Annotated in this window: 22 protein-coding genes; 11 read left to right on the top strand and 11 right to left on the bottom strand. The window is 61.0% G+C overall.

What is annotated here, in order from left to right:
• Positions 1–101: 101 nt before the first annotated feature.
• Positions 102–1,454, top strand: coding sequence for a magnesium transporter (mgtE, locus tag B9H00_RS15275; RefSeq protein WP_086901373.1), 1,353 nt, complete (start codon positions 102–104; stop codon positions 1,452–1,454).
• A gap of 54 nt (positions 1,455–1,508) precedes the next feature.
• Here the strand turns inward: mgtE and pmbA are convergent, their stop codons facing one another.
• The gene (gene pmbA / locus B9H00_RS15270; RefSeq protein ID WP_086901372.1) at positions 1,509–2,846 is read right to left on the bottom strand and encodes a metalloprotease PmbA; all 1,338 of its coding nucleotides are present in this window, start codon (positions 2,844–2,846) and stop codon (positions 1,509–1,511) included.
• Between the two features lie 88 nt (positions 2,847–2,934).
• Between pmbA and yjgA the strand changes: the two genes are divergently transcribed.
• Entirely contained in the window at positions 2,935–3,501 is a 567-nt protein-coding gene (gene yjgA / locus B9H00_RS15265) for a ribosome biogenesis factor YjgA (protein WP_086901371.1), read from the top strand.
• A gap of 21 nt (positions 3,502–3,522) precedes the next feature.
• Here the strand turns inward: yjgA and tldD are convergent, their stop codons facing one another.
• From tldD to B9H00_RS15230, 7 genes are all read right to left on the bottom strand, one after another.
• Positions 3,523–4,980 (bottom strand): metalloprotease TldD, encoded by a 1,458-nt coding sequence (gene tldD / locus B9H00_RS15260; protein ID WP_236944429.1) that lies wholly within the window; start codon positions 4,978–4,980, stop codon positions 3,523–3,525.
• A gap of 5 nt (positions 4,981–4,985) precedes the next feature.
• Positions 4,986–8,867, bottom strand: coding sequence for a YhdP family phospholipid transporter (locus B9H00_RS15255; RefSeq protein ID WP_086901369.1), 3,882 nt, complete (start codon positions 8,865–8,867; stop codon positions 4,986–4,988).
• Positions 8,868–8,869: 2 nt separating this feature from the next.
• On the bottom strand, positions 8,870–10,330 hold the full coding sequence (gene rng / locus B9H00_RS15250; RefSeq protein WP_086901368.1) for a ribonuclease G: 1,461 nt from the start codon (positions 10,328–10,330) through the stop codon (positions 8,870–8,872).
• Positions 10,320–10,940, bottom strand: a complete 621-nt coding sequence (locus B9H00_RS15245) for a Maf family protein (protein WP_086901367.1) — start codon at positions 10,938–10,940, stop codon at positions 10,320–10,322. The genes rng and B9H00_RS15245 overlap by 11 nt, the downstream gene beginning before the upstream one ends.
• Positions 10,941–11,023: 83 nt before the next feature.
• Positions 11,024–11,500, bottom strand: coding sequence for a rod shape-determining protein MreD (mreD, locus tag B9H00_RS15240; protein WP_086901366.1), 477 nt, complete (start codon positions 11,498–11,500; stop codon positions 11,024–11,026).
• Positions 11,497–12,366 (bottom strand): rod shape-determining protein MreC, encoded by an 870-nt coding sequence (gene mreC / locus B9H00_RS15235; protein WP_086901365.1) that lies wholly within the window; start codon positions 12,364–12,366, stop codon positions 11,497–11,499. Before mreC ends, mreD begins: the two co-directional genes overlap by 4 nt.
• A gap of 100 nt (positions 12,367–12,466) precedes the next feature.
• Complete coding sequence (locus tag B9H00_RS15230) at positions 12,467–13,504, bottom strand: rod shape-determining protein (RefSeq protein ID WP_086623148.1); 1,038 nt, start codon at positions 13,502–13,504, stop codon at positions 12,467–12,469.
• Between the two features lie 222 nt (positions 13,505–13,726).
• Between B9H00_RS15230 and gatC the strand changes: the two genes are divergently transcribed.
• The 3 genes from gatC to gatB all read left to right on the top strand — a co-directional run bounded on the left by gatC (position 13,727) and on the right by gatB (position 17,011).
• Positions 13,727–14,014, top strand: a complete 288-nt coding sequence (gene gatC / locus B9H00_RS15225; protein WP_086901930.1) for an Asp-tRNA(Asn)/Glu-tRNA(Gln) amidotransferase subunit GatC — start codon at positions 13,727–13,729, stop codon at positions 14,012–14,014.
• Between the two features lie 86 nt (positions 14,015–14,100).
• A complete protein-coding gene (gatA, locus tag B9H00_RS15220) occupies positions 14,101–15,552 on the top strand; it encodes an Asp-tRNA(Asn)/Glu-tRNA(Gln) amidotransferase subunit GatA (protein ID WP_086901364.1) in 1,452 nt (483 codons plus the stop codon).
• 4 nt (positions 15,553–15,556) lie between these two features.
• A complete protein-coding gene (gatB, locus tag B9H00_RS15215) occupies positions 15,557–17,011 on the top strand; it encodes an Asp-tRNA(Asn)/Glu-tRNA(Gln) amidotransferase subunit GatB (protein WP_086901363.1) in 1,455 nt (484 codons plus the stop codon).
• Positions 17,012–17,140: 129 nt separating this feature from the next.
• Here gatB and B9H00_RS15210 read toward each other — a convergent pair whose 3' ends face one another.
• The gene (locus B9H00_RS15210) at positions 17,141–17,839 is read right to left on the bottom strand and encodes an SDR family oxidoreductase (RefSeq protein WP_086901362.1); all 699 of its coding nucleotides are present in this window, start codon (positions 17,837–17,839) and stop codon (positions 17,141–17,143) included.
• A gap of 291 nt (positions 17,840–18,130) precedes the next feature.
• Here B9H00_RS15210 and B9H00_RS15205 point away from each other — a divergent pair, with 291 nt between their 5' ends.
• The 6 genes from B9H00_RS15205 (at position 18,131) to B9H00_RS15180 (ending at position 24,501) form a co-directional block, all read left to right on the top strand.
• Positions 18,131–19,051, top strand: coding sequence for a polyprenyl synthetase family protein (locus tag B9H00_RS15205; RefSeq protein WP_157663233.1), 921 nt, complete (start codon positions 18,131–18,133; stop codon positions 19,049–19,051).
• Positions 19,048–20,517, top strand: a complete 1,470-nt coding sequence (gene crtI, locus B9H00_RS15200; RefSeq protein WP_086901361.1) for a phytoene desaturase family protein — start codon at positions 19,048–19,050, stop codon at positions 20,515–20,517. The genes B9H00_RS15205 and crtI overlap by 4 nt, the downstream gene beginning before the upstream one ends.
• The gene (locus B9H00_RS15195) at positions 20,514–21,452 is read left to right on the top strand and encodes a phytoene/squalene synthase family protein (protein WP_086901360.1); all 939 of its coding nucleotides are present in this window, start codon (positions 20,514–20,516) and stop codon (positions 21,450–21,452) included. The genes crtI and B9H00_RS15195 overlap by 4 nt, the downstream gene beginning before the upstream one ends.
• Positions 21,449–22,585, top strand: coding sequence for a lycopene cyclase family protein (locus B9H00_RS15190; protein WP_086901359.1), 1,137 nt, complete (start codon positions 21,449–21,451; stop codon positions 22,583–22,585). The genes B9H00_RS15195 and B9H00_RS15190 overlap by 4 nt, the downstream gene beginning before the upstream one ends.
• A gap of 94 nt (positions 22,586–22,679) precedes the next feature.
• On the top strand, positions 22,680–24,065 hold the full coding sequence (locus B9H00_RS15185) for a glutamine synthetase family protein (RefSeq protein WP_086901358.1): 1,386 nt from the start codon (positions 22,680–22,682) through the stop codon (positions 24,063–24,065).
• A gap of 70 nt (positions 24,066–24,135) precedes the next feature.
• Complete coding sequence (locus tag B9H00_RS15180) at positions 24,136–24,501, top strand: hypothetical protein (RefSeq protein ID WP_086901357.1); 366 nt, start codon at positions 24,136–24,138, stop codon at positions 24,499–24,501.
• On the opposite strand, the gene B9H00_RS15175 is transcribed toward B9H00_RS15180, so the two are convergent.
• Positions 24,498–25,340, bottom strand: coding sequence for an EamA family transporter (locus tag B9H00_RS15175; RefSeq protein WP_086901356.1), 843 nt, complete (start codon positions 25,338–25,340; stop codon positions 24,498–24,500). The genes B9H00_RS15180 and B9H00_RS15175 overlap by 4 nt on opposite strands.
• 34 nt (positions 25,341–25,374) lie before the next feature.
• A complete protein-coding gene (locus B9H00_RS15170; protein WP_086901928.1) occupies positions 25,375–26,616 on the bottom strand; it encodes an NAD(P)/FAD-dependent oxidoreductase in 1,242 nt (413 codons plus the stop codon).
• Between the last annotated feature and the right edge of the window lie 46 nt (positions 26,617–26,662).

Here is a 26,662-nt window from a genome sequence, read left to right as displayed (position 1 = left end):
TCCTGATCCGAAGATTGACGGTCGCCGGGCATTCACGAACATTGTTCGACACTCTGCTAGAATACGGCTCCTGAATGGGCTGACACAGGGATGTCACAACAATGAGCAATGATCAGAAAGGACGTCAGCCTCGTCTGGAGCGACTCGAAAACGCCCTGGCACAGCGGGAAATGGATCAGGTTCGTCGCCTGCTTCGACGTGGTCTTCCACCTGCCGATGTTGCCCAGCTGCTGGAATCCATCCCGCCGCGTGAGCGTGACATCCTCTGGGAGCAGGTCGACAACCCCGCCAAGGGCGAGATTCTTCAGTATCTCAACGATGACATCCAGACCGAGTTTCTAAACCGGATGGATGCCTCTCAGCTGTTGGTAGCGACCCAGCAGCTCGACAATGATGATGCAGCGGATCTGCTGCAGCGTCTGCCCCACGCCACGCTCGAAAACATACTGTCGATGATGACGCCCAGCCGTCGGGCGAGCATCGAGATGGTATTGTCCTACCCCGAGGACACGGCCGGGGGACTGATGGATACCAACACCATCACGATCCGCCCGGAGGTCACGCTCGATGTGGTTTTGCGCTATCTGCGTCGACACCGGCGCCTGCCTGAATCCACCGATAACCTGCTGGTCGTGACGCGACACAATGAGCTGATCGGCGTACTGCCCATCAATCGGATTCTGGTCAGCGCACCCGGCATCAGCGTGCGTGAAATCATGGACACCGACGTTGTCACCCTCACGGCGTTGATGCATGAAGATGAAGTGGCCAGCATCTTTGAACGCAGGGATTTGATCTCGGCGCCGGTCATCAGTGCCGACAATCGTCTGTTGGGGCGCATCACCATTGATGACGTGGTCGATGTCATTCGTGAAAACTCGGCGCGCACCATGATGAGCATGGCCGGTCTCGAGGAAGAAGAAGACACCTTTGCGCCGGTGCTGCGCACCAGCCGCCGACGTGCCGTCTGGCTGGGCATCAACCTGATCGCCGCCACCATTGTCTCGATTGCCATCGGCTTTTTCGAAGACACCATCCAGCAGATTGCCGCGCTGGCCGTGTTGATGCCCATCGTTTCCAGCATGGGGGGTATCGCCGGTTCGCAGACCCTGACCGTACTGATCCGAGGCCTCGCGCTGGGACACGTCTCAGGCGCCAACGTACGCTGGCTGGTAGTGCGCGAACTCCTCTCCGGCTCGATCAACGGTGTGCTCTGGGCAGTCATCGTGGCCGTCATGGCCGTGGCGCGCTTTCATGACATGACGCTGGGCGCCATCATTGCCATGGCCATGGTCATTAACCTGCTGGTGGCAGCACTGGCAGGCACCCTGATTCCGGTCATCCTGAAAAAACTTTCAATTGACCCCGCGCTATCTGGTGGTGTTCTTCTAACCACCATTACCGATGTTGTGGGCTTTGTGGCCTTTCTGGGACTGGCCACTGCCATGTACTGATAAAACGCCAGGTCCTTCAGGGCATCACCCTGCCCTGAAGGCATCACTATCTATCTAGCCAGCCACCATCATGTCGTCAATCAGCCAGCTGCCGGTATGCACGCTGCTGCGTCGATCGATGTCATCGCCCAGCCCCACGAGATTGCCGAACATGTCCCGCAGATTGCCGGCAATGGTGAACTCTTCCACCGGGGCCACAATTCGGCCCTTCTCGACAAGAAAGCCTGCGGCACCACGGGAGTAATCGCCCGTGACCGTATTGACGCCCTGTCCCATCAGCTCGGTGACCATGACGCCACGCTCGATATTGGCCATCAGTGCCTCATGAGACGTCAATGGCGCCTGCAGGCGTACGTTGCGCGCCCCACCAGAGTTGCCGGTGGTGACAAGCCCCAGCCGCCGTGCGCTGTAGCTTGAGAGCATCCAGCTGGCCAGCCGCCCATCCACGATGAAGTCATTATCTCGCGTATAGACCCCCTCATCGTCATAGGCACTGCTGGCGATGGCACCATACTCGCGCGGACGTTCGCCCAGACTCAACCATTCAGGAAAGAGAGACTCCCCCATCGCATCGCATAGAAAGGAGGACTCGCGGAAAATGGCGCCTCCGGCAATGGCGTTGAGCAGGTGTCCGATCAGGGACCGCGCCATATTGGGCGTGAAAATCACCGGCATCCTGCCGGTATCCATTGGCCGCGATCCCAGACGCGCCATGGCCTGCTCGGCGGCCACACGTCCGACAGATTCGGGCACCCTGAGATGTGAGGGGTCACAGCTGACGGTATAGTCATGATCACGCTGCATTCCGGCATCGTCTCGGGCAATCATCATGCAAGAAAGCGCGTGATGGCTGGCCCGAGTCGCCCCCAGAAAGCCATGGCTATTGCCGTAGACGCTCACGCCCTCGCTGGTCGTAAGCGAGGCGCCATCACTGCTGTCGATGCCCGCCACGGCAAGCCCGCCCTGCTCACAGCGCCTGGCCAGTTCGATGCCATCATCAGGTGCCAGCGTCCAGGGATGATGAACGCCCATATCGGGCAGCTCACGTGCCAGCAACGCCGGATCCGCCAGTCCGGCAGCCGGATCCTCGGCCGTATAGCGAGCAATATCGAGTGCCCGTTTGACGGCATCCATCAGCGAGGTCTGTGATGCATCACTGCTGGAGACGCTGGCCCGCCGCTTCCCGAGGTAAAGCGTGACGCCAATGCCCTGATCCCGCGCCATTTCCAGTGTCTCGACGCTGCCCTTGCGGACGTTGATTTCCATGCCCTGCTGGACACTGGCACCAATCTCGCAGGCATCGGCCCCGGCGCGACGGGCATGTTCCAGTGCCTGCGTCACGGCCGCTTCCAGTGCTGCCTGCTGACCATCTATATCGAGTGTGCTCGCCATGGCGCTCTCCTGTCTGCCCTGGAGGGGGAACGAGCCTGATATACTCTCCCCCCTTGTTTATTTGTCCTTCGCTTGCCGGAGCTCTTGCATGTCGCCACGAAAAAAATCACGCGCGCCCTCAGTCGAGGAGCCGTCGTCTGATACCGATAGCCAGCATGATGAGTTTCATCATGACAATGGCCGCCCCAACAAGACCCGCCTGAAACAGGAAGCGCAGGACCTGAAGGAACTGGGCGAACAGATCATCGCCATGTCCGAGACCGAGCGTGCACGCCTGCCGCTTTCCGATGACCTGCTGGCGGCCATCGACGAAACCCGACGGATTACCTCGCGCGAAGCCCGACGCCGTCACATGCAGTATGTAGGCAAGGTCATGCGTCACGAACACCTCGACGAGATTCGTACCGAACTCGACAACATGTCCCGTGAAAAGCGTCAGCGCGAACTGGGCTTTCATCACCTTGAACAGTGGCGTGACCGCCTGATCGAAGGCGATAACGATACCGTTACGGCCTTCGTCAGCGAATACCCGGATGTGGATCGGCAGGCACTGGGGCAACTGGTACGTAATGCCCGGGCGGAACGCGCCGCGGAAAAACCTCCCGCGAGTGCTCGAAAGCTCTTTCGCCTGATTCGCGATACCGCCGGGCTCTAGGTATGCACCAGGTCGGCCGCTTTAACCGGAAGTGCCGCCGACCGTCATGGCATCGAGCTTCAGGGTGGGCTGGCCGACGCCCACCGGCAGGGACTGACCGTCCTTGCCACATACTCCCACTCCGGTATCCAGCGCCAGATCGTTGCCGATCATCGAGATGCGTCCCATCGACTCGGGGCCGTTACCGATCAATGTCGCGCCGCGTACCGGAGTGGTAATCCTGCCGTTCTCGATCAGATAGGCCTCGCTTGCCGAGAAGACAAAGCGACCCGAGGTAATGTCGACCTGCCCGCCGCCAAAGCTTGAGGCATAAATGCCATGGTCCACCGAGGCGATAATCTCTTCGGGGTCATGCTCGCCTGCGAGCATGTAGGTATTGGTCATGCGCGGCATCGGCAGATGCGCGTAGGATTCGCGCCGCCCGTTGCCGGTCGGCGCCATGCCCATCAGACGCGCATTGAGACGATCCTGCATGTAGCCGGTCAGAATGCCGTCCTCGATGAGCGGCGTATACTGTCCGGGCGTGCCTTCGTCATCAACGCTGAGTGACCCTCGCCCGCCCTCGCAGGTGGCATCATCCACAACAGTTACGCCACGTGCGGCAACCTGCTCACCGATCCGCCCGCTGAACGCCGAGCTGCCCCGACGGTTAAAGTCACCTTCAAGACCATGTCCTACAGCCTCATGCAGCAATACGCCGGGCCAGCCATTACCCAGCACCACCGGCAACTGACCGGCCGGCGCGTCAATGGCCTCCAGATTGACCAGCGCCTGACGAACGGCTTCCCTGGCATACTGATCAGCCACATCCTGGCGTACGAACTGCGTCAGTGAAAAGCGACCGCCACCACCGGCACTGCCGCGCTCCCGACGCCCATCACGCGTGGCAATCACCGACACGTTAAAGCGCACCAATGGGCGTAAGTCCAGCGCCTGGGTGCCATCACTGTTTTGCACCATCACCGCGTCATAGGAGGCACTCAGGGAGACGCTGACCCGCGTCACGGCCGGATCCGCAGACCGTGCAATCCGGTCGGCACGCTGGAGCATGGCGACCTTGTCGTCGGCGCCCAGCGAATCAAGCGGATTGGCACTGTCATAGCGTGGGACAACAGTCACTGGCGCCTCGACCGCGACCGGCGGCGTGCGCTGACCGGCACGCACGATCAGGGAGGCGGTATGCGCCGTGCTGGCAATGGCTTCGCGACTCAACTGATTGGAATAGGCAAAGCCGGTCTGCTCATGATGCTGCGCCCGAATGCCCAGGCCGCTGTCGATGCTGTAACCGGCTTCCTTGACCTCACCGTCTTCCAGCGCCCAGGACTCGCGCCAGCTGCGCTGTAAAAAGATGTCGGCAAAGTCGATGCCCGGCCCCATGGCGCTTTCAAGGCCCTCATTGAGCGCTGCATCATCAAGCCCGTGAGCCTCGAGCAGCAGGGCCCGGGCGTCATTCGATCGAGTGTCCGAAGGGGATGGCATTGTCATCAGCGCGTATGCTCCAGCTTGACCTGTGGCGTCTCCCATGGACCCGCCACGTGATAATGAACCTGCGATACCCGGTCCAGCCAGGGCTCGAACAGCTTGTGTAATAGATAAAGCACACCACCCACCTGAGGGGCGCCCACCAATACAGCGGCCAGCGGCAGGTTCTGGGTCACCGGCACGGTGACCCACAGATGGGCATCCAGCGTACGTGCCGGTATATCCACCTGTCCAGCCACGGAAAAATGGGTAGCAGAGCCATCAAAAAGGACCGGGTCGACCGTGCGTATCACGCCATCATGCAGCGTCGCGTGGGCCTTGACCGATTTAAAGGCAATCCCGGAGCGAGTGACATCCGAGAAATTGAATTGCAATCGTCGTATCAGGTTATCCAGATTCAGGAGTGACACCAGATTGGCCCAGCGTGACTGAACAAAGGTCAGCCGCCCACTGCCAAGCTCTGCACCGATGCTGCCGTCAACGCTTGTCACATCGAATTGCCACGGTGCCCCCGGCCAGGCCAGCTTCGTGTGGATACTGGCCTGATCGGTCTGCAAAACATTATCAACGCCCAGAGAGGCCATGGTTTTACCCAGGTCTCCCGCACTGGCATCAAGACGAAGACGACTCAGGCTGGGCAGAGTACCGGCCTGCTCCCACACCAGCTCTCCGTCGGCATCCAGGTCGCTCATGCGAATCCGTAACGGCGAGATATCGATGCGCTGATCATCAGAGTGCCAGCGGCCCGAAAGACTGCCCAGAGTGCGCCCGTCGAGTCGCACCTGATCAATGTCAAACTCGCCATCCCCAAGACTCGCCAGCCCTTGCGGATAGGCGGTCAGCGTCTTGTCAGCGCCCTTGCCTGACCCCTCGGCTGTCTCGCTGGTGCGTTTGGCCTCGGTCATGAGCGGGGTCAGATCCAGCCAGTCGATATGAACGGCCACCGGTAATGCCGGATTGTCACGCCAGTCCGCTGTCCCGCTCAAAAAGGAGCTGTCCACGCTGGCGTGCCAGTCGTTCCCCTGCACAACACCGACCCCTCGAGCGCTGCCAAGGCAGGTCACTCCAAACAGAACACAGTCAGTATCGACCGAGATGCGTTCAATGGGCGAAATTTTCTGCGACGGCGCATCCGGGCGTCGGCGGCGGCTGTTGTCATCGGCAGTATCCGAGAGCTGTGAAATGGCCAGCTGCCAGGCCACCAGATCCAGCCGATCGGCATGCCAGTTGACCTGCCAGTGCTCCTGATCGGGCCAGGCAATGCCATCGGGCGGCATCTGTTCCAGCCAGACCTGCCCCTGATGGCTGTTATGACGCCAGCGCGCTCGCACCAGATCGCCCACTTCAAGCTCGCCGGCACCGCTGCCCACATCAACGTCCAGCGTTAGCGGCAGCGGCGTATCCGGGGATTTCTGAAAGGGTTGAGGCAGCTGTAGTGACAGTCCTTTCAGCGGCGTCTGCACATGGATCTGCGCACCGCCATCACCCAGTGTGATCTGCGCCGTGTAGTCGATCGGGCCATGAACAATGGGAATGATATTCTCAAGTCCCAGCCAGCCGGCCACGCCTTCTGCATAGCCATGCCCCGAAATATCGATACCGCCGTCCATCAGGCGCAATCGTGCCCTGACCGGCCCTTCAAAAACGCGAGCATCCAGCGTGCCGGTAATGCTGCTTTGCTGATGGCGATAGCCATAATGGGCATGACCCTCGATATCAGTTACGGTCAGATCCGACTCTTTCGAATACAGCGTGCTGCCGCTCAGCAGGGCATCGCCATCGATGGTGACTGCCTCCGGATCCGTCGTCGGCAGGGACACGTTGACCGAGCCGATCAGGCTACCGCTGGTGCGCCAGGTATCGAGCGTCTCGCTCAGGGACTGATCTTCAAGCGGGGCCTTCTGTAATAGTGACAGTAGATTTCCCGCATCACCGGTCACCAGCGCCGAGAGCGTAAACTGCTGATCGTGAAGCGCGGCCTTTGCCCCACGCGATACCATGCCCATCAGGTTGGCATGGGTAATGTCGGCATCAAAATTGTCGCCCGACATGGTAAAACGACCATCAAGGGCGGTAACCGGCGGCCAGCCCTCCTGCCAGGTCATGCTGACATTGCGCGCCTCGACCGACAGCTTGACCTTGTCTTCATCGGGCGCCTTAGGGCGGTCATCATTGAACACCAGCCGCAGCGCCACATTCCCTTTTGGAATGTCGGCACGGTGGATGCGCTTATCCAGCCAGACCCGCACCTCGGGGTCCTCAATGGCACGTACGGGCAGCCACTCTCTTGGCCTGGTGGTGGAAACATTTTCGAAGGCAACATCCATGTTAAACCGCTCGGGCTTGCCCGGCGGTGCCGTCAGGGCAAAGTCGCCCTGAGCGTTGGCCCCTCGATGTTCAAGCTCAATATCGCGACCGCCAAAGCGAATCTCGCCATCGTCACCAACACTGAAGAACAGCCGACCGCTAACGTTTTCAAGCGTCCACGGCGTCAGGAAGACCCTGGGCAGGTTCAATACGGTTTCGCGCGCACCAAACTGTATCTGCGCATCAAGTCCCTCGGCCGTCAGCCAGCCGTCCACCGGTCCGAATCCCGGGATCTGCTGCACGGGCTGCCCAGAGGCATTTTGAAGTGCTGCACGTGTTTCAATGGGGCCGCCCCTGGTGCGGCGAATGGAAACACCCTCTACGCGGCCCTTGAGCGCCATGCCGGCCAGCATCCGGCGACTTTCTCCGTCCGGCAATGGCAACAGATCCGAAATGGCCGAGAGATCGTCGAGCGCCAGCGGCGTGGTGGTCACGCTGAAATCGGCAAAATCACTTGAGGCATCAAGTTCAACGGCTTTAGGCAGCAGCGAGAGTGCCTGCCCCTCACGTGCGAGCCCCAGCTTTTCGATACCGCCGTGCCAGCGGCCGTCCGGTGTTTGTTTGATGCCGGCTTCCAGCGCCAGGTCATTGAGGGTGAAGGCCGAGTCATGATGCGTGCCGGAAAGTTCGGGCACGTTGAGCGACAGCCTGGCAGATGTCATGGCGCCCTTTTGCCAGCTCGCCCAGAGCGAAGCCTGCCCGCGAGCATTTTCGAAATCGTAATTCGGCCAGAGCCCGTCCCAGAGCGTCGCCAGACGGCGAGCCTGCTCGGCATCGACATTGACCTGGAGCTGCCCATCCAGTGATGAGACATCATCGAAGCGACCCGCCAGTCTGAAGCCGGCCTCATCGGCGCCTTCCCAACGCGCCGAAGCCGCCATCGTGCGCGTACCGTTTCCGGCCTTGCCGATCGTCACCCGATCGAGCAACAGCAAGGCGTGTCCGAGCGAGGCCTCATCAGGGGCCTGATCGTCTGAAGCCTCCTCCGTCGAGCGGGGATGAAAGTTGATACGGCCATTCTCGAAATCGGCCGATTGCTGCATCAGCGACTCGACCCATGCCGTCAGACGCTCGGGAGTGAATTCAAGGGGCTTATCGTTGTTATCCTTCCGGGAAGGCCCCCACCCCCACTGACCCGGCGCGGTCTCATAGAGATCGAGTGTGGCCTCTCGCGCACGAAGGGAAGAGAGCTTCAGGGGCTGCCCTTTCAGCAGGTCAAACACATCGAGATGCGTCTCCAGCGACCCCAGCGAGACCAGCGAGCGCGTCCCCTTATCGCCATCCAGCGCGAGATTGTTCAGCGCCACCACCAGATCACGCCCTTCGAGCTCAATACGCAGGTCCTGCCAGCGCACATGATATTGCGCCGGAAGGTCCAGCAGCTCGAGCACCTGCTGCTGCACGTTGGGCTGATTCAGCACGCCAAGACGCAGTGATGTGGTGATCACCGCCAGCAGCAGTAAAATGATCGCCAGCAGGGTCAGCAGCCAGCGCGTCAGGATTCGAAGCGAAGACATGATCACATCAGTACGATGTCGTACTGCTCCTGACAATAGTGCTGTTCCACCTGGAAACGGATGGTCTTGCCGATAAAGCTTTCCAGGTCCGCCACCGCCGTCGATTCCTCTTCATGCAGCCTGTCTACCACGCTCTGGGCCGCCATGACCAGATAGGTCTCCGGCGAATAGGCCCGCTCCTCGCGCATGATTTCACGAAAGATCTCGTAGCAGACGGTCTCGGGTGTCTTGAGCGTACCGCGCCCCTTGCACACCGGGCATGCCTCGCAGAGTACGTGCTCCAGACTTTCCCGGGTCCGCTTGCGCGTCATCTGAACCAGACCCAGCTCGGTGACGCCGGACAGTCGGGTTCGGGCATAGTCTCGCTCGAGCGCCTTTTCCAGCACCCTAAGCACCTGACGCTGATGATCGCTGTCGAGCATATCGATGAAATCGATAATGATGATGCCGCCCAGGTTGCGCAGGCGGAGCTGTCGGGCAATCGCCGTGGCCGCTTCCAGATTGGTCTTGAAAATGGTCTCTTCGAGGTTGCGATGCCCCACAAAGGCGCCGGTATTGACGTCAATGGTGGTCATGGCCTCGGTCTGATCGATGATCAGATAGCCGCCGGACTTGAGATCGGCACGGCGCTCCAGCGCGCGCTGCAGCTCATCCTCGACTGAAAAGAGATCAAAGATGGGTCGCTCGCCCGGATAATATTCGATGCAGGACTCCAGCGCCGGCATCAGCTCACGGGCGAAATCACGCAGCCGATCGTGGGTTTCCCGCGAATCGATCCGAATGCGCTCGATGCCCTCGCGCATGACATCGCGAAGCGTGCGGGTCGGTAATGCCAGATCCTCGTAAAGCACCGCCGGCGCTTTCGTGTCCCGGCGCGCCACATCAATCTTGCGCCACAGTCTGAGCAGAAACTGCATGTCGGCGGCCAGCGACGGCTCATCGACCCCTTCGGCCGCCGTACGGATAATAAAGCCCCCGACCAGACCGTCCCGGGCGCTGGCCTGAGCGTTGACCATGTCCCGAAGGCGCTCGCGCTCCGTCTCATCTTCAATGCGCTGGGAAACGCCGGTATACGCTGCCCCCGGCATATACACCAGATAGCGTGAGGGAATCGAAAGTTGGGTGGTCAGTCGCGCGCCCTTGGTACCCATGGGGTCCTTGATGACCTGCACCACCAGCGCCTGCCCTTCATGCACCAGCGTTCGAATCGGCGCGGCTTCCTGCCCGGGATGCCCGGCGGGCATCAGCTCATGTGCGTGAATAAAGGCCGTTCGGCTCTGGCCGATATCGACAAAGGCCGCCTGCATGCCCGGCAGGACACGCACAACCTTGCCCATATAGATATTACTGACGATGCCCCGGCACTGGTCCCGTTCGATCCAGGCCTCCTGCAGCACGCCGTTTTCGACCACGGCCACCCGGGTTTCCATAGGCGTCATGTTGATCAGGATTTCACCGCTCACAACGTCCCTCCCGTTCGCCGTCACGATCATCCATCCATGGGGTCACGCCCTGTCGTGCGAGCAGCTGCGCGGTTTCGCACAGGGGAAGACCGACAATGCCCGACCAGCTGCCCTCAATGCGTGAGACGAACATCGCCGCACCGCCCTGAAGCGCATAGCCACCGGCCTTGTCGCGTCCTTCACCACTACCAACATAAGCGTTGATTTCGCGCGCTTCCATCACTCGAAAATGAACGTCGCTGATCACGCAGGCCTCGAAAAGCCCGGCAGGACCGGTCACGGCCACGGCGCTGATCACCTGATGCGAACGGCCCGACAGGCGGCGAAGCCACGAGCGGGCCTGCTCATCATGGATCGGCTTGCCCAGAATCTGACCATCCAGCGACAACGCAGTGTCGCCGCCCAAAACCGGCAGTGTCGTGGCAAGCGCCCGCTGACCGGCCAGCGCCTTTTCACGGGCCAGGCGCACCACATAGTCATAGGCAGGCTCATCGGGCTGCGGCGTTTCATCCAGATCCACCGGACACGCGCGCGCGGTCACCCCAATGGTCGAGAGCAGTTCAAGGCGCCTGGGGGACGCCGAGGCAAGAATCAGATCAGGCGATGACATGCGTATGGAATATCCGAAAAAAGGGCTGCAAGGGGCGCCCCGACTCACCGAACGGTAGCTGGTCTGGCAAAAGCGAACGGAAATCAAAAGGAGGCAAAGCGTCGTCGTACGATCTGCATCAGGGTAAACAGCCAGGGCCATAGTATGCCACCCAGAAGCGCTGCATAGACAAACTCGAGATGAAGTGGCGCCCCAAGCAAAATGGCCCGCAGCCACTGCTCGAAAAGCTGCATCAGAGCCAACACGATCGTGACCAGCATGGCCTGTCGCCAGAGCGCGTAGATCCGCATGCGCTGATACAGCAGCAGCGTCAAAAAGGCGATGGTGGCATATAGCAGAGCGTTCTCCCCCAGCGGCGTGCCCTGCAAAAGATCGATCAACATGCCGATTAAAAAACCATGAAAGACGCCGACACGATATGGCGTGATGATGCACCAGTAGATCAGGATCAGTCCCACCCAGTTGGGCCGCCACAGAAGCCACTCTTCAGGCAGGGGCATGACCTGAAGGATCAGGCCACACAGAAAGGACAGTGGAATGACCGCCGAATAGCCTCTCATTGACGCGTCTCCTGACGACCAGGGCGAACCACCTGAAGGGCCGCATCGACGGCCTCGGGACTCAGCCGCTGACGGGTGGGCTTGAGCTGATCATGAGTAAACAGCAACAGGAAATTGCGGCTGCGATCAAGTTGCGCGACGGGCTTGACCTCCACGGTGGCGAAGGGAGTACCGGCGTTGCGCACGATCCGGCTGACGCGTGCTACCGGATAGCCTTCCGGAAAACGACCGGTCAGCCCCGAGGTCACCAGCAGGTCACCCTCGCGGATATCAGTATTATTGGGCACATTATCCAGCGTCAGATGATCGGGCTGACCGGCACCGCGCGCGATAAAACGCAGACCATTGCGATTGATCTGGACAGGCACCGAGTGACTGGCATCGGTAATCAAAAGTACCCGGCTTGAATAGCGCGACACCGAAATGATCTGCCCAACCAGCCCTGCCGAATCCACCACCGGCTGACCGCTGTATACGCCGCTTTGCTGGCCACGATCGATGATCATCTGCTGCAGGAAGGGATCATTGTCGAGCGTTAAAAGCCCTGCCGTCAGCCAGGGAATTTCCTGACGCGGCGCGGCCTTCAAAAGCTCACGCAGACGGGCGTTTTCCTCGGAAAGACTGGCCATGCGCTGAACGCGCTGTGACAGGGTCAGAAGTCGCTCGCGAAGCCGGCGATTTTCATTGACGAGCCGGGTCTGATCGCTCAGTGCCAGAGAGGCCAGACTCAGGCCTCGTGCTGGCAGGCTAACCACCCACTGAACCGGGGCGACCACAGTGGAAATCTGGGCACGCACGTCATCCATCCAGCTCATGCGCTGGTCGGCAAACATTAAAAAAGACGCCAGAATGACGCATAGGATCATTCGGTAACCGGGAATGGGACCGTGCGAAAAAAGCGGTTTGATAGGCCTTCCTCCCGCGAACCGTATGCAGCCGGCGCAAGGGCGCCGGCTGCCGCTGACATCAGTCGGTAGACAGCAGTTCGAAGGTGTGCTGATCGATCATTTCAAGCGCCTTGCCGCCACCGCGGGCCACACAGGTCAGCGGGTCCTCGGCAATAATGACCGGCAGTCCGGTCTCTTCGGCAATCAGCTTGTCGATATCGCGCAGAAGACCGCCACCGCCGGTGATCACCAGACCACGATCGGCAATGTCGGAGGCAAGCTCCGGAGGCGACTGTTCCAGTGCGCTCTTGACCACGGCCACGATCGAGGCCAGCGGCTCCTGCAGGGCATCCAGAATCTCGTTGGAGTTCAGGGTAAAGCTGCGCGGAACACCTTCGGCAAGATTACGTCCTCGAACATCGATCTCGCGCAGCTCACCGCCGGGCCAGGCGCAGCCGATCTCTTCCTTGATGCGCTCGGCCGTGGCTTCGCCGATCAGGCTGCCATAATGACGACGCACGTAGGCCGTGATGGCTTCATCAAACCGGTCACCGCCCACACGCACGGATTCGGAATAGACCACGCCGGACAGCGAAATGATGGCGATTTCGGTCGTACCACCACCGATATCAACCACCATCGAACCAGTAGCTTCCTCGACCGGCAGACCGGCGCCGATCGCAGCCGCCATCGGCTCCTCGATCAGAAAGACTTCACGGGCACCTGCCCCTTCGGCAGATTCCTTGATGGCGCGACGCTCAACCTGCGTCGACATGCAGGGAACACACACCAGTACGCGAGGGCTGGGCGTCAAAAAGGTGCTTTGATGCACCTTTCGAATGAAATACTGCAGCATCTGTTCGGTGACGGTGAAGTCGGCAATGACGCCGTCCTTCATCGGACGAATGGCTGTGATGTTGCCGGGCGTACGCCCCAGCATCCGTTTGGCATCAAGGCCAACAGCGGCCACGCTTCTCATGCTGCCGGACTGGCGAATGGCCACGACCGAGGGTTCATCAAGCACGATACCGCGACCACGTACATAAATCAGAGTATTGGCCGTTCCCAGATCGATCGACAGATCACTGGAAAACAACCCCCGTAAACGTTTAAACATGAAAGTCTTTCACCTGGGCCAGACCGGAACTTGTGCGGATGCAAACGGTATCATCGCCGTCATGATGCGGCAAGCAGCCCGCCTGCCATGCTGTCGCTGCTTATGATACCTTCTTCCTACAATGTGGCCTCCCTTCTTTTTGTTGGTTTTATGCAGCCCGATCAGAAGTCGGACGTCACGCTTTTGCAATTCAACCCTGCATTGTTCAAAGGTAGAACCGCCATGGCTATTGAACACGCCAATGTTCTGCGCGCAGCGCATCTGGCCCGTCTGGGCGTGAGTGATGCCCAGGCGGAACGCTATGTCGATGATCTGTCTCGCATTCTCGAGATGGTAGACCGGCTTTCCGAGATCGACACCGACGGTGTCGCACCGCTGTCTCACCCGCTGGATGCTACCCAGCCACTGCGTGCCGACGAGGCAATCGAAGCTGACCGCCGCGACACCTTCCAGAAGATCGCCCCGGCCACGGCAGACGGCCTTTATCTGGTGCCGCGCGTGGTTGAGTGATTGACTGACGCCCCCTGACCGGCCTGACATGCGACAGATCAGAGATACTGCCCCGACCCCGGGCAGCCAAGGAGTTAAAAGCCCCCATGCATGACAAGACACTTGCCGAACTGGCCCGCGGCCTAGCTGCCGGTGACTTTTCCAGTCGTGAGCTGACGAGTTCGCTGCTTGAGCGCATCAAGCGCCATGACCCCGCGCTCAACAGCTTTATCACTGTCACCGGCGAGCAGGCCATCAAGGAGGCCGAGGCTGCCGATGCCCTGCGTCACAAGGGCGAGGCCGGCATCCTCAGCGGTCTGCCGCTGGCCTACAAGGACATTTTCTGCACCGAGGGCGTACGCACCAGTGCCGGCTCGAAGATGCTGGATAACTTCATCGCCCCCTACAACGCCACCGTGGTGGAAAAGCTTCGCCACGCCGGCACGGTCAGCCTTGGCAAGACCAACATGGACGAGTTCGCCATGGGCTCGTCCAACGAAAACAGCTATTACGGTCCGGTCAAAAACCCCTGGAACCCGACGCTGGTTCCCGGCGGTTCATCAGGCGGCAGTGCAGCCGCCGTCGCGGCCGGTCTCGTTCCGGCTGCACTGGGCACCGATACCGGCGGTTCAATCCGTCAGCCGGCGGCCTTTTGTGGTATTACCGGTCTCAAGCCGACCTACGGGCGTGTCTCGCGCTACGGCATGATCGCCTACGCCTCGAGTCTTGATCAGGCAGGTCCCATGGCCCGTACGGCCGAAGACTGTGCGATGCTGATGAATGCCATGGCCGGTCATGACGCGCGTGACTCCACCAGCGTGTCACGCAACGTGCCTGACTACACCCAGGGGCTGGACAAGCCGCTCAACGGCCTCAAGATCGGTCTGCCGGTTGAATACTTCGGTGAAGGTCTGGCGCCCGAAGTCGAGACAGCAGTGCGCGAAGCGGTCCGAGTGTATGAATCCCTTGGTGCCCAGGTCATCGATGTCAGCCTGCCGCATACCAGCATGGCGATTCCGGCCTATTACGTCATCGCCCCGGCCGAGGCCTCCGCGAACCTGTCACGCTATGATGGCGTGCGCTTTGGGTATCGCTGCGAAGACCCGGTCGATCTCGAAGACCTCTACAAGCGTACCCGCGCCGAAGGCTTCGGGGACGAGGTCAAGCGCCGCATCCTGATCGGCACACACACCCTCTCCGAAGGCTTTTTCGATGCCTACTACCGCAAGGCACAGCAGATTCGCCGCCTGATCCGTCAGGATTTCCTCGACGCCTTTGCCCGTGTGGATGTGCTCATGGGACCGGCTGCGCCGACGACGGCGTTTGAGCTGGGGTCCAGGGCCGACCCGGTGCAGATGTATCTGCAGGATATCTACACCATCGCCATCAACCTGGCCGGCATCCCGGGTATCAGCGTACCTGCCGGTCTGGTCGACAATCGTCCGGTAGGCCTTCAGATTCTGGGACCGCATTTCGGCGAGGCCCATCTTCTCAACGTGGCGCATGTCTATCAGCAGGCCACGGACTGGCATCAGCGCCGGCCCGAGATCAAGGAGTAACAACATGCAGTGGGAAGTCGTGATCGGGCTTGAAGTCCACGTGCAGCTTTCGACCTGCTCGAAAATCTTTTCCGGCGCCTCGACCGCTTTTGGCGCCGAGCCCAATACCCAGGCCTGCGGCATCGACCTCGGACTGCCGGGCACGCTGCCGGTGCTCAACGAAAACGCCGTGGCCATGGCAGTGCGCTTTGGCCTGGCCATCAATGCCGAGATCCCTGAATACTCGGTGTTCGAGCGCAAGAACTATTTTTACCCGGACCTTCCCAAGGGCTACCAGACCAGTCAGATGGCCCATCCGGTGGTCGGCCGCGGCGAAGTCGACATCACCCTGGGCGATGGTACGGTCAAGACGGTGCGCATCCATCATGCCCACCTTGAGGAGGATGCCGGCAAGTCGCTGCATGAAGACTACAGCGGCATGACCGGCATTGATCTCAATCGGGCCGGCACGCCACTTCTGGAAATCGTCTCCGAGCCCGACATGCACAGTGCCGAAGAGGCTTCTGCCTATATTCGCGCCATTCATGCCATCGTGACCTATCTGGGCATTTCGGATGGCAACATGGCTGAAGGCTCGATGCGCTGCGACGTCAACGTCTCGCTGCGCCCGAAGGGCCAGGAAAAGCTGGGCACCCGCGCCGAGATCAAGAACGTCAACTCCTTTCGCTTCGTCGAGCGCGCCATCGCCTATGAAATCGAGCGCCAGAGCGAGATTCTTGAGGAAGGGGGCGTCGTCGTTCAGGAAACCCGGCTCTACAACCCGGATCTGGACGAAACGCGCTCGATGCGAACCAAGGAGGAAGCCAACGACTATCGTTACTTCCCCTGCCCCGATCTGCTGCCCCTGATGCTGGATGAAGCCTATGTCGAGCATCAGCGTTCGCTCCTGCCGGAGCTGCCGAGCGAGAAGCGTCAGCGCTTTGTCGACGCCCTTGGGCTGTCTACCTACGATGCCGACGTTTTGACCGGCTCACGCCCACTGGCCGAGTATTTTGAAGCCGTGCAGCAACACTGCGGGGATGCCAAGCTCGCGGCCAACTGGGTACAGGGCGATCTGCTGGGTCGACTCAACCGGGATGGACTTGACATTACCGAAAGCCCGGTCAGCGCCGAGCAGCTCGGTGGTCTGCTCATGCGTCTGGCCGATGACACCATCAACGGCAAGGCGGCCAAGCAGGTCTTTGCCGATCTGTGGGAGTGCAAGGGCGAGACGGCCGACGAGATTATCGACGCCCGCGGCCTCAAGCAGGTCACCGATACCGGTGCCATCGAATCCCTGTGCGATCAGGTCATTACCGATAACCCGGTACAGGTGACCCAGTACCGCGAAGCGACCGAAGACAAGCGCGGCAAGATGATCGGCTTTTTCGTCGGTCAGGTCATGAAGGCCTCACGCGGTACGGCCAACCCGCCGCAGGTCAACGCCATGCTCAAGGAAAAGCTTGACGCCCTGCTGTAGTCTCTTGCCATCACAACAAGACATGACGCAAGTAAGCACCGAGCACAAAAGGGGCGCCAGCAGGCGCCCCTTTTTCCTATCGTTCATGTCTTTTTGATCACATCATTACCGAGCGGCCACAACGGGCCATCACTCCTCGATCGGTGGGGTCGGCAAAATGCACATATCGTGGACTTCCACGTGTTTTGGCTGGGTCAATGCAAAAACCACCGAGCGGGCAATGTCATCCGGCGTCAGGGCATTTTCCTGCGGCTCATCGAAAAAGGGCGTATCCACCACGCCCGGCTCGATCAGCGTGACCCGCATGCCGCTGCCCTTCACCTCCTCGCGCAGATTGTAGGCCATGCTCTGCACGGCGCTTTTGGTCGCGCCGTAAAAGGAGCCCGGCATGACCCGGCGTCCGGCAACGGACCCCGTGATCAGCACATGCCCACGGCGCTTTTTAAGCTCGGCCATGGCCGCACGTACCGTCAGCGCTGGTCCCAGCACGTTGGTCAGCAGTACCTCGCGCCACTCTTCCGGGTCACTGCCCCCATAGCCCCGTCCCTCAAGACCACGCCCTGCATTGGCAAACACGGCGTCCAGACCACCGAAATGCTCAACCACCGAGGCCACCAGCTGCTCCTGTGCCTCCCACGACTGGACATTGCAGGTAAACGCCATCGAACGAACGCCGTATTCCTGCTCAAGAGATTCGGCCAGTGTTTCAAGACGTTTGGTACTGCGCGCTGCCAGTGCCACGTTATAGCCGGCCTGTGCCGCATGGCGGGCGCTGGCCTCACCGATGCCGGTGGACGCGCCTGTAATCAAAAGTGTTGGATTGGCCATCTCTGCCTCCTGTGCGACCGGACCCATAAAATCCTGAGATCAAGAATGTGCAATGAGCCTGGCAAGCTCCTTCGAAGCGCGCCACCAGCACGTGCGGAAGGATTGCCTGCAAACCAGAGACAGCCCATCTACCCTTTCAGCGACCATGACAGGCACCGTGCTTTTCGGCTATTTTGGAGTAACCCCTTTTATTGTCCTGTATCAATGAATGACCTGGCGTTTACACGCAAGCGCCAGGTGACCACAACAATGGATGTCGGTCGCAATCGCGCGTCAGACAAGGAGAAATTCATGACCGGCCTGACGTCTCCGATCGTCGAACGCCACTCCGTAGAGGACGTACCATACGCCTCTCTCAATCATGACATTCACACCACCCTGACGCAGGCGCTCAAGGATGACGACCGCCAGGGCATGATTCGTGATGCCATCAATCACCACCTGACTGCCGCCGGTGGCTATCTGCGTGCCCGGCTGGGCTATCACACCGGCCGGGCGCTGGGGCTTGCCCATGAACAGGCGTTGATCTGTGCCTGCATCAGCGAGCTTTTACACAACGCATCCCTCATCCACGACGACGTGCTCGACCACGACAGCATGCGACGCGGCCAGCGAAGCGTCTGGCGCGTCTGGAACGAAGGTGTGGCGATCTGTCTGGGTGATCTGTTCATTTCCGCCGCCTACGGCCTGATGAGCGGGCTGAGCCCTCATGCCGAACGTCTGCCAGTGCTGCTGTCCTGCGTGCATTATCACGTCCAGACCACCATTCACGGCCAGGCCGAATGCTTCAGCCTGGCGATGGGCCCCGAGCCCGACTTCGAGCAGTGCAGCCAGGCTGCCTGCGGCAAGTCCGGCCCGCTGTTTGCGCTCTCGCTTGAGGCGCCGCTTTTGCTGACCGGCCATGAAAGCGCCATCCACAACGCCCGCGAGGCGGCGCTGACGTTTGCCACGATCTACCAGCTTATCGATGACATCGAGGATTTTGACAGCGACATGACCGATCAACAGCAAGGTGCCTGCAATATGCTTCACGCGCTGGGCAACCGTGGCGATGCCACCCCAATGGCCTCGGCGCTGGATTACGGTCGCCACCATCTGAACCGCACGCGCCAGCTGGCAGGCACCCTGCCCGACGGCTGCGGACAGGCTCTGATCGAGGAAGCTCATCGACTCGAGGAGAAACTGATCAGCGTCACGGGTGGCCGCTCATGAGCCGTGCTCTGGTGATCGGCGGTGGATTTGGCGGCATGGCTGCCGCCCTGCGGGCGCGCAAAAAGGGCTATGACGTCACGCTCATTGAACGCTGTGAATCGCTTGGCGGTCGGGCCCAGGTCTTTACCGATCAGGGCTTTCGCTTTGACGCCGGCCCTACGGTGATCACCGCGCCCTTTCTGTTCGAGGAGCTCTTTGAACTTTTCGGCAAACGCCTGGAGGACTATGTCGAGATGGTCGCGCTCGACATCTGGTATCAGTTTTATTTCCAAGATGGGCGCACCTTCGATTACGGCACTGACATGTCGGCGACGCTCGCCAGCATACGCCGCTTCAACGAGCGCGACGTTCAGGGCTATCAGAACCTTTTAAAAACCTCAAAAGAGATCTTCGAGATCGGCTTCGAGCAGCTTGCCGACCGCCCCTTTCATCAGTTCTCGACCATGGCCGCGCAGATTCCGGCCCTTTTGAAACTGAAAAGCTATCGATCGGTATGGCAGATGGTCTGTGCCCACATCGAGGATGACAGCCTGCGTCAGGCCTTTTCGATTCCACCGCTGCTGGTGGGCGGCAATCCCTTTCGGACCACCAGCATCTACGGCCTGATCCCCTGGCTTGAGCGCAAATGGGGCGTGCACTTCCCCATGGGGGGGACCGGCGCGCTGGTGGCGGCACTTGAGAAGCTGATGCGCGATGTCGGCATCACCATCGAGACTGGCACCACCATCAAGCGCATCCTGAGTGAGCACGGGCGTGCCAACGGCGTGGAACTTGAAAGCGGTGAGAAGCTGCCGGCCAACGTGGTCATCAGCAACGCCGATGCGGCGCATCTATATACCCACATGGTGGACCAGGTCTCGACCAGCGCGAAACTCAAGCTGGCCGGCGCCAAATATTCGATGGGCCTTTTCGTGCTCTATGTCGGCACCAACCGGCAGTTTCCTCAGGCCGAGCATCACACCATCTGGATGGGCCAGCGCTATCGTGAGCTGCTTGAGGATATTTTCGAACATCGCGTGCTGGCCAACGACTTCTCGCTCTATGCCCATCGCCCGACCGCGACCGACCCCTCCTTTGCGCCGCCTGGCTGTGATTCCTTCTACATCCTCGCTCCGGTGCCGAACCTGCAGGGCAATGTAGACTGGTCACGCGAAGGCGACAAACTCGGCAATGCCATCATCGATGCGCTCGATCGCACCACGATGCCGGGCTTTCGCGAATCGATCGTCACCCGCTTTCATATGACCCCGCAGGATTTCAGCGAGCGCTATCTCTCAATGCATGGCACCGGCTTTTCGATTGCGCCCATTTTCCGCCAGTCGGCGTGGTTTCGCTTTCATAACAAGAGCGAAGTGCTGGAAAACCTTTACCTTACCGGCGCCGGCACCCATCCTGGCGCCGGGCTGCCGGGCGTGCTGTCGAGCGCCAAAGTGGTGGATCACCTGCTGCCGGATGCCGACGCATGACGCAGTCCGCCCAGCACGCCAGTGCCGAGGCCATTCTGGCCAGACACGGCAAGTCGTTTCGCTTCGCCAGCTACTTCATGGAGCGAGACGATGCCCACGACGCTGCGCTTCTATACATGGTCTGTCGCGAGCTGGATGATCTGGCCGATCAGGACATGCCCACTGACGCCGAGAACGAAAGCGCCCATGCGCGTCTGATGACCGTGCGCCGCGAGCTCCTGGCCGGCAGCGGCCATGACCCGCTCACGCATGTGCTGATCGACCTTCAAACACGGCGTGGGCTGGATACTCGCGCAGCCGTGGCGCTGATCGATGCCCTGATCGAAGATGTTCGTACCCCGGCCCTGATTGGCGATGAGCGGGAACTGATGCGCTACTGTTACGGCGTGGCCGGAGCCGTTGGTGTGTTGATGTGTCCGGTGGTCGGTGCCGATGACAGCGCCATTCCCCACGGCATCGATTTGGGACTGGCGATGCAGATGACCAACATTGCCCGCGATGTGCGAGAAGACGCCGGCATGGGCCGCCGCTACCTGCCGGCCGACTGGGTGGATCATTTGTCACCTGAAGAGATGATGCGTGCCGATCATGATCAGCGCGCGCGGGTCGCTCGCGCCATTGATCGTCTGCTGACCCTGGCCGAGACCTATTACGCCAGCGCCGCCGACGGCTTTGACCGTATTCCCGGCAAAAACCGGCGTGCCATTGCCGTGGCCGCCGACGTCTATCGCGCCATCGGCCTGCGCCTGCGCCACGAACGTCTGGCCTGGTGGCAGGGGCGCGTCCACGTCTCGCTGCCGGGCAAGGCATGGATCGCCGCCCGCCGTCTCGGTGGCCGCGGTGCCATCAGTGCCAGCCACCGCGACAGCCACGATGCGTCGCTGCATCGCCACATTGCCGACCTGCCCGGCGCCCATGCACTTGATGCGTCATGAGCACTGATGCCCTTGATCTCGTGATTCTCGGCGGCGGCTGCGCCGGGCTGAGCCTTGCCTATCGACTCGCCCAGCACCAGGGAGCACCGCGCACCCTGATCATCGACCCGCGCGGTGACTACACCAACGACCGCACCTGGTGTGGCTGGCCGGTTACCGCGCACCCCTTTCAGGATGATGTTCGCGCCCGCTGGCATGACCTGACGCTTCATACCCGGGAGGCCAGCACCACGGTTAAAAGCCGGCGCTACCCCTATGAAATGCTCGAAGCCGAGCGTTTTTATAGCCGAACGCTGGCCGCTGTTGAGGCGCACCCATCCATCGCAAGAATGCAGGACCATGCAGTCGACGTCGAAGATCGCGAAGACGGCGTGACCGTGACGCTGGAAAGTGGCGAGACGATTCAGGCCCGTTTCGGCGTGGACACGCGTCCGCATCCGAAACCGCTGGCCTCGCCGTGGCTGTGGCAGGATTTCGCCGGCATCAACGTCCAGGCCGACAACATCCCCCAGCACGCCGAGCTGATGGACTTTCGTGTCAGCGATGACCCGCAGGCCGGCATCGACTTTCTCTATGTGTTGCCCTACGCGCCGGATCAGGCTCTTTTCGAGTGGACACGCTTTGGTCGGCCACCCACCAGCCCGATTACGCTTCAGGGCAAACTGGAAAATTATCTGGAAACCCGTTTTGGCACGGGGGGCTGGCAGGCACTGCGCCGTGAAACCGGCACGCTACCCATGGCGCCGCCGACGCGCGCCAACGGCCTCTCGGTGGTCGTCACCGGTGCCTATGGCGGTGCCATGCGCGCCGCCACCGGCTACGCCTTTCATGCCATTCAGCGCTGGGCCGATGAGTGCGCCGATGCACTGCTCAAGGGGCAGCCGCCGGCAGGCGCCCGACCAGGACGGATACTGCCGCATCTGGATCGTATCTTCATGAGCACGCTGGCACGTCACCCCGAGCGCGCCCCCGAGTTCTATCGGATACTGTTCGAAAATGCCTCGACCGATCGACTCATCCGCTTTCTAAGCGGCGTCCCCAGCGTGCGCGATACCCTGTCAGTGATGAATGCCCTGCCCTGGGCGCCCTTGATCGCAAGTACGCTGCGTCAGGCACTGCCCGAACGCACATGACTCACGCTGGCATCCGTTCGAGATAGCGCTGCAATTTGCGCACCGCTTGCGTAGTATCCTTGAACATATCCTGTTTCACCTGAGCCGCTTGATCATGACCGATACCCTTGCCGTTGATACCCATGAAGCACGCCAGTTTCTGGAAGATCATCCTGATATTACCCAGATCGATGTCCTGATCAGTGATCTCAATGGCGTGCTGCGCGGCAAGCGCATTCCGCGCTCAAGCCTTGAAGAGGCCTATAGCAGCGGCATCAATCTACCGGCTTCCATTTTTGCACTCGATATCACCGGCAATACGGTTGAGGAAACAGGTCTGGGGCTCGACAGCGGTGATGGTGATCGGGCCTGCTTGCCGATCGGCGGTACGTTGGTGCCGGTCTCCTGGCATCAGCGCACGCCGACGGCGCAGCTTCTGATGACGATGGTGGAGCCCGACGGTAGCGGCTGGCATGCCGACCCGCGTCAGGTGCTGGCACGGGTGCTTGAAGGCTTTACCCGTCAGGGGCTGACGCCGGTGATCGCCATCGAGCAGGAGTTCTACCTGCTTGACGCAGAGCGCAATGACCGCGGCCAGCCTCAGCCGCCACGCTCGCCGCTGACCGGTGAGCGTGCACGCTCCAGCCAGCTCTACTCGATCAGCGAACTTGATGAATACGCCGACTTCATCGACGCCATTCACGAGGCCTGTACCCAGCAGGGGCTCCCGCTGGATACGGCGCTGAAGGAGTGCGCACCGGGTCAGTTCGAGATTAACCTGCGCCACCGCAGCGACGCACTGCGCGCCTGTGATGACGCCGTCATGCTCAAGCGCGCCATCAAGGGGGTGGCTCAGCAACAGGGGTTCGAGGCGACCTTCATGGCTAAACCCTGGGGCAACGAAGCCGGCAGCGGCACCCACGTGCATATCAGCCTGCTCGATGAACAGGGCCGCAACGTCTTTGCCGCCGAGGACAAAAACCCCATGGGCAGCGCGCTGCTGCATCAGGCCATCGCGGGCGTCCTGGAACTGATGCCGGCTTCGATGGCGATCTGTGCCCCCAACCTCAATGCCTTTCGCCGTTTTCAGCCCGGGCTTTACGTACCGATGACGCCTTCCTGGGGGCTGGATAATCGCTCGGTAGCGGTACGCATTCCCTCAGGGCCGACAGCCGCCACGCGACTTGAACATCGTGTCGCTGGTGCCGACGTCAACGTTTATCTGCTGTGTGCGGTACTGCTGGCGTCCATGGCGCACGGGCTCGATGAAGCGCTGACACCGCCGGCGCCGATCGAGGGCAACGCCTACACCCAGCTCGAGGCCACCCTGCCCGACTCCTGGGGCGTGGCGCTGGAGCTGTGGATGGAAAGTGACGTACTGGGCGAGCGACTCGGGCGAGCCTTTCAGCATATCTACTATGCCAACCGACAGGCCGAGCGAGCGCTGGCGCAGCGCACCGTCAGCGCGCTGGAATATGACTGGTATCTGCGGCTGGTCTAGGCGCTAAGCAGCCATGGACTGACCCTGCCTACCGTATGTGCAGAATCGAGAAAAATCCCATGAGGTATCAATGAACAGGCGTCGCTCAAGCGTGCCGGCCTTCTCGTTGGCCATGGCAGCAGGGGCTGCGATCTGGGCGCTGTCTCCTTTGGCAAGTGGTCACACGGAGCCCTGGGACAGCGCCCTCTATTACAGCGTGGCTCTGGTGCTGGCTGGTATCGGGTCAGCGCTTGTGACGTCCGGGCCCCTATCGGCTCTCCATGCCGGCTGTCTCATCGGGCAGATACTTTTTGCAATGACGTTACTGCCGATCGAGCCACTGTTTGTCGTGGGTATCGGATTTATGCTGGCATGGTCGCTGCTGTTTCTCGCCAGCGCCGGGCTTTGTCTTGTCGTTCGTCCCATGCTTATCCGCGCGTTCAGACAACGGTTCTAACCCAGCCGCAGCAATGCCACTCCGGACAAAATGATCACGCCGGCCACCAACCGCTGGCGACTCAGACGTTCCCTCAGAAAGAGTGCCGAAATCGCGAGCGCAAAGAGCACGCTGGATTCACGCAGCGCCGCGACCAGCGCAATGGGTGCCTGACTCATCGCCCAGATGGTCGCGCCATAGGCGGCCATCGACATCGCTCCCCCGAGCAGCCCGACGCGATAGTGCTCAGCAATGGCGGTCAGCGTCCGGCGACCACGCATGGCCCATAACAAAAGCCCCATGCAGAGGCCGTTGAGTGCGAAAAGCCAGAGCACATAGCCGATGGCATCATGATTGGCACGCGCTCCCAGTCCGTCACTGAGCGTGTAGGAGGCAATGAAGGCAGACGTCACGAGTGCACTGGCCAGCCCGGCGCGAGGCAGCCCTGTCCGGCCGGCACCGCGTACGGCCATCCACCAGATACCGCCGGTCAGCAGTGCCACCCCACCATAGCCGATCAGTGAAGGCTGATCCCCCAGCGCCATCAGTCCGACCAGTGCCACAATCAAGGGCGCCGACCCGCGCGCGATGGGATACACCTGACCAAAATCACCGCTGGCATAGGCGCGCGCCAGAAACACGTTATAGCCCACGTGCAAAACGGCCGAGAGCCCAAGCCAGGGCCAGGCCGCGGCACCGGGTACGCTGACGGCAGGCAGCATGACCAGCGCCAGAACGCCCGCGCCGACCTGAATCAGCGTGACCGCCAGCAGGCGATCGAGCCCCACGCGCACCAGGGCATTCCAACCGGCGTGCAGCGCAGCAGCGCACAGGACGATGGTGAAAACGTGTGCACTCATCGGAAGGAGACGCCAATGTCACAGGGCGCGACCATCACATGCCCAGCCGGTCGCGCAGCGCGTAGTACCAGGCACCCATGGCGGAAAACGGCACGGCAAATCGTCGTCCGCCGGGGAACGGCAGATGACGGATACCGGCGAAGGCGTCAAAGCGCGTACTGTCGCCCTTGATGATCTCCCCCACCAGCCGTCCGGCCAGATGCGAGGACGTCACCCCGTGGCCGGAGTAGCCCTGGGCGTAATAGACGTTATGGTTGAGCCGCCCGAACTGCGGCAATCGATTAAGCGTCAGCAGGAAGTTGCCACTCCAGGCGTAATCGATCCTGATGCTTTCAAGCTCGGGGAAGGTTTTCAAAAGCTTGGGGCGAATGGCACCCTCGATGCTGGCCGGGTCGCGACCACCATAGGTCACCCCGCCGCCGTAAATCAGGCGGCGCTCGCCCGATAGCCGGTAGTAGTCGAGCAGATAATTGCTGTCCTCGACGGCACGGTCAGTGGGCAAAAGCCGCTGTGCGGTTGTCTCGTCCAGGACTTCGGTGGCGATGACCTGGGTGCCGCAGGGCATGGAGCGGTCGGCCAGCTCGGGAATGACATCGCCCAGGTAGGCATTGCCGGCGATCACGACACGCTCGGTTTCGATCATCCCGCCGGCGGTATGAATTTTCACCCGCTCACCGTGCTCAAGGCGCGTCATCGGTGAGTGCTCGAAAATGACACCGCCAAGGGACTCGAAGGCTGCTGCCTGTCCCAGCACCAGATTGAGTGGATGGAGATGCCCGCCGGAGTGATCGAGCAGCGCGCCCGTATATCGCGCGCTGCCAATCTCGCGACGATAGGCCTCGCCTTCCAGCAGTTCCAGCTTGCTGTGGCCGTACTTTTCCCACAGCGCCTTGTGATGTTTCAGAGCCGCCAGCTGCTTGTCATTACAGGCGGCAAAAAGGTTGCCGTTTTTGAGATCGCACTGGATGGCGTATTGCTCGATGCGCTCGCGGATGATGCGATTGCCCTCGAAGGCCATGTCGCCGAGTGCCCGGGCAGAAGCCTCTCCAAAGCGCGCCTCGATCATGTCCATGTCGCGGCTGTAGCTGTTAACGATCTGACCACCGTTGCGACCGCTCGCCCCAAAACCGACACGCTGCGCCTCGAGCACCGCGACGCGAAAGCCCTGCTCGGCCAGATGCAGGGCGCTGGAGATACCGGTAAAGCCAGCGCCAACCACACAAACATCCACGCCTCGATGGCCGGCAAGTGCCGGGCGCTCGGGGGTCGCATTCATGGTGGCGGCATACAGCGAGCGGGTGTGGCCGTCGCGGTGACTTGAT

It is taken from the genome of Kushneria marisflavi (assembly GCF_002157205.1).
GTDB lineage: Bacteria > Pseudomonadota > Gammaproteobacteria > Pseudomonadales > Halomonadaceae > Kushneria > Kushneria marisflavi.
The sequence above is the reverse complement of the archived record's forward strand: the minus strand, read 5'-3'. Positions and strand labels throughout refer to the sequence as shown.

Excerpts from the sequence above, each read along its gene's own strand:
- mgtE (WP_086901373.1), top strand. The coding sequence starts at position 102 with ATGAGCAATGATCAGAAAGGACGTCAGCCTCGTCTGGAGCGACTCGAA.
- pmbA (WP_086901372.1), bottom strand. The coding sequence starts at position 2,846 with ATGGCGAGCACACTCGATATAGATGGTCAGCAGGCAGCACTGGAAGCG.
- yjgA (WP_086901371.1), top strand. The coding sequence starts at position 2,935 with ATGTCGCCACGAAAAAAATCACGCGCGCCCTCAGTCGAGGAGCCGTCG.
- tldD (WP_236944429.1), bottom strand. The coding sequence starts at position 4,980 with ATGCCATCCCCTTCGGACACTCGATCGAATGACGCCCGGGCCCTGCTG.
- B9H00_RS15255 (WP_086901369.1), bottom strand. The coding sequence starts at position 8,867 with ATGTCTTCGCTTCGAATCCTGACGCGCTGGCTGCTGACCCTGCTGGCG.
- B9H00_RS15245 (WP_086901367.1), bottom strand. The coding sequence starts at position 10,940 with ATGTCATCGCCTGATCTGATTCTTGCCTCGGCGTCCCCCAGGCGCCTT.
- mreD (WP_086901366.1), bottom strand. The coding sequence starts at position 11,500 with ATGAGAGGCTATTCGGCGGTCATTCCACTGTCCTTTCTGTGTGGCCTG.
- mreC (WP_086901365.1), bottom strand. The coding sequence starts at position 12,366 with ATGATCCTATGCGTCATTCTGGCGTCTTTTTTAATGTTTGCCGACCAG.
- B9H00_RS15230 (WP_086623148.1), bottom strand. The coding sequence starts at position 13,504 with ATGTTTAAACGTTTACGGGGGTTGTTTTCCAGTGATCTGTCGATCGAT.
- gatC (WP_086901930.1), top strand. The coding sequence starts at position 13,727 with ATGGCTATTGAACACGCCAATGTTCTGCGCGCAGCGCATCTGGCCCGT.
- gatA (WP_086901364.1), top strand. The coding sequence starts at position 14,101 with ATGCATGACAAGACACTTGCCGAACTGGCCCGCGGCCTAGCTGCCGGT.
- gatB (WP_086901363.1), top strand. The coding sequence starts at position 15,557 with ATGCAGTGGGAAGTCGTGATCGGGCTTGAAGTCCACGTGCAGCTTTCG.
- B9H00_RS15210 (WP_086901362.1), bottom strand. The coding sequence starts at position 17,839 with ATGGCCAATCCAACACTTTTGATTACAGGCGCGTCCACCGGCATCGGT.
- B9H00_RS15205 (WP_157663233.1), top strand. The coding sequence starts at position 18,131 with ATGACCGGCCTGACGTCTCCGATCGTCGAACGCCACTCCGTAGAGGAC.
- crtI (WP_086901361.1), top strand. The coding sequence starts at position 19,048 with ATGAGCCGTGCTCTGGTGATCGGCGGTGGATTTGGCGGCATGGCTGCC.
- B9H00_RS15195 (WP_086901360.1), top strand. The coding sequence starts at position 20,514 with ATGACGCAGTCCGCCCAGCACGCCAGTGCCGAGGCCATTCTGGCCAGA.
- B9H00_RS15190 (WP_086901359.1), top strand. The coding sequence starts at position 21,449 with ATGAGCACTGATGCCCTTGATCTCGTGATTCTCGGCGGCGGCTGCGCC.
- B9H00_RS15185 (WP_086901358.1), top strand. The coding sequence starts at position 22,680 with ATGACCGATACCCTTGCCGTTGATACCCATGAAGCACGCCAGTTTCTG.
- B9H00_RS15180 (WP_086901357.1), top strand. The coding sequence starts at position 24,136 with ATGAACAGGCGTCGCTCAAGCGTGCCGGCCTTCTCGTTGGCCATGGCA.
- B9H00_RS15175 (WP_086901356.1), bottom strand. The coding sequence starts at position 25,340 with ATGAGTGCACACGTTTTCACCATCGTCCTGTGCGCTGCTGCGCTGCAC.
- B9H00_RS15170 (WP_086901928.1), bottom strand. The coding sequence starts at position 26,616 with ATGAATGCGACCCCCGAGCGCCCGGCACTTGCCGGCCATCGAGGCGTG.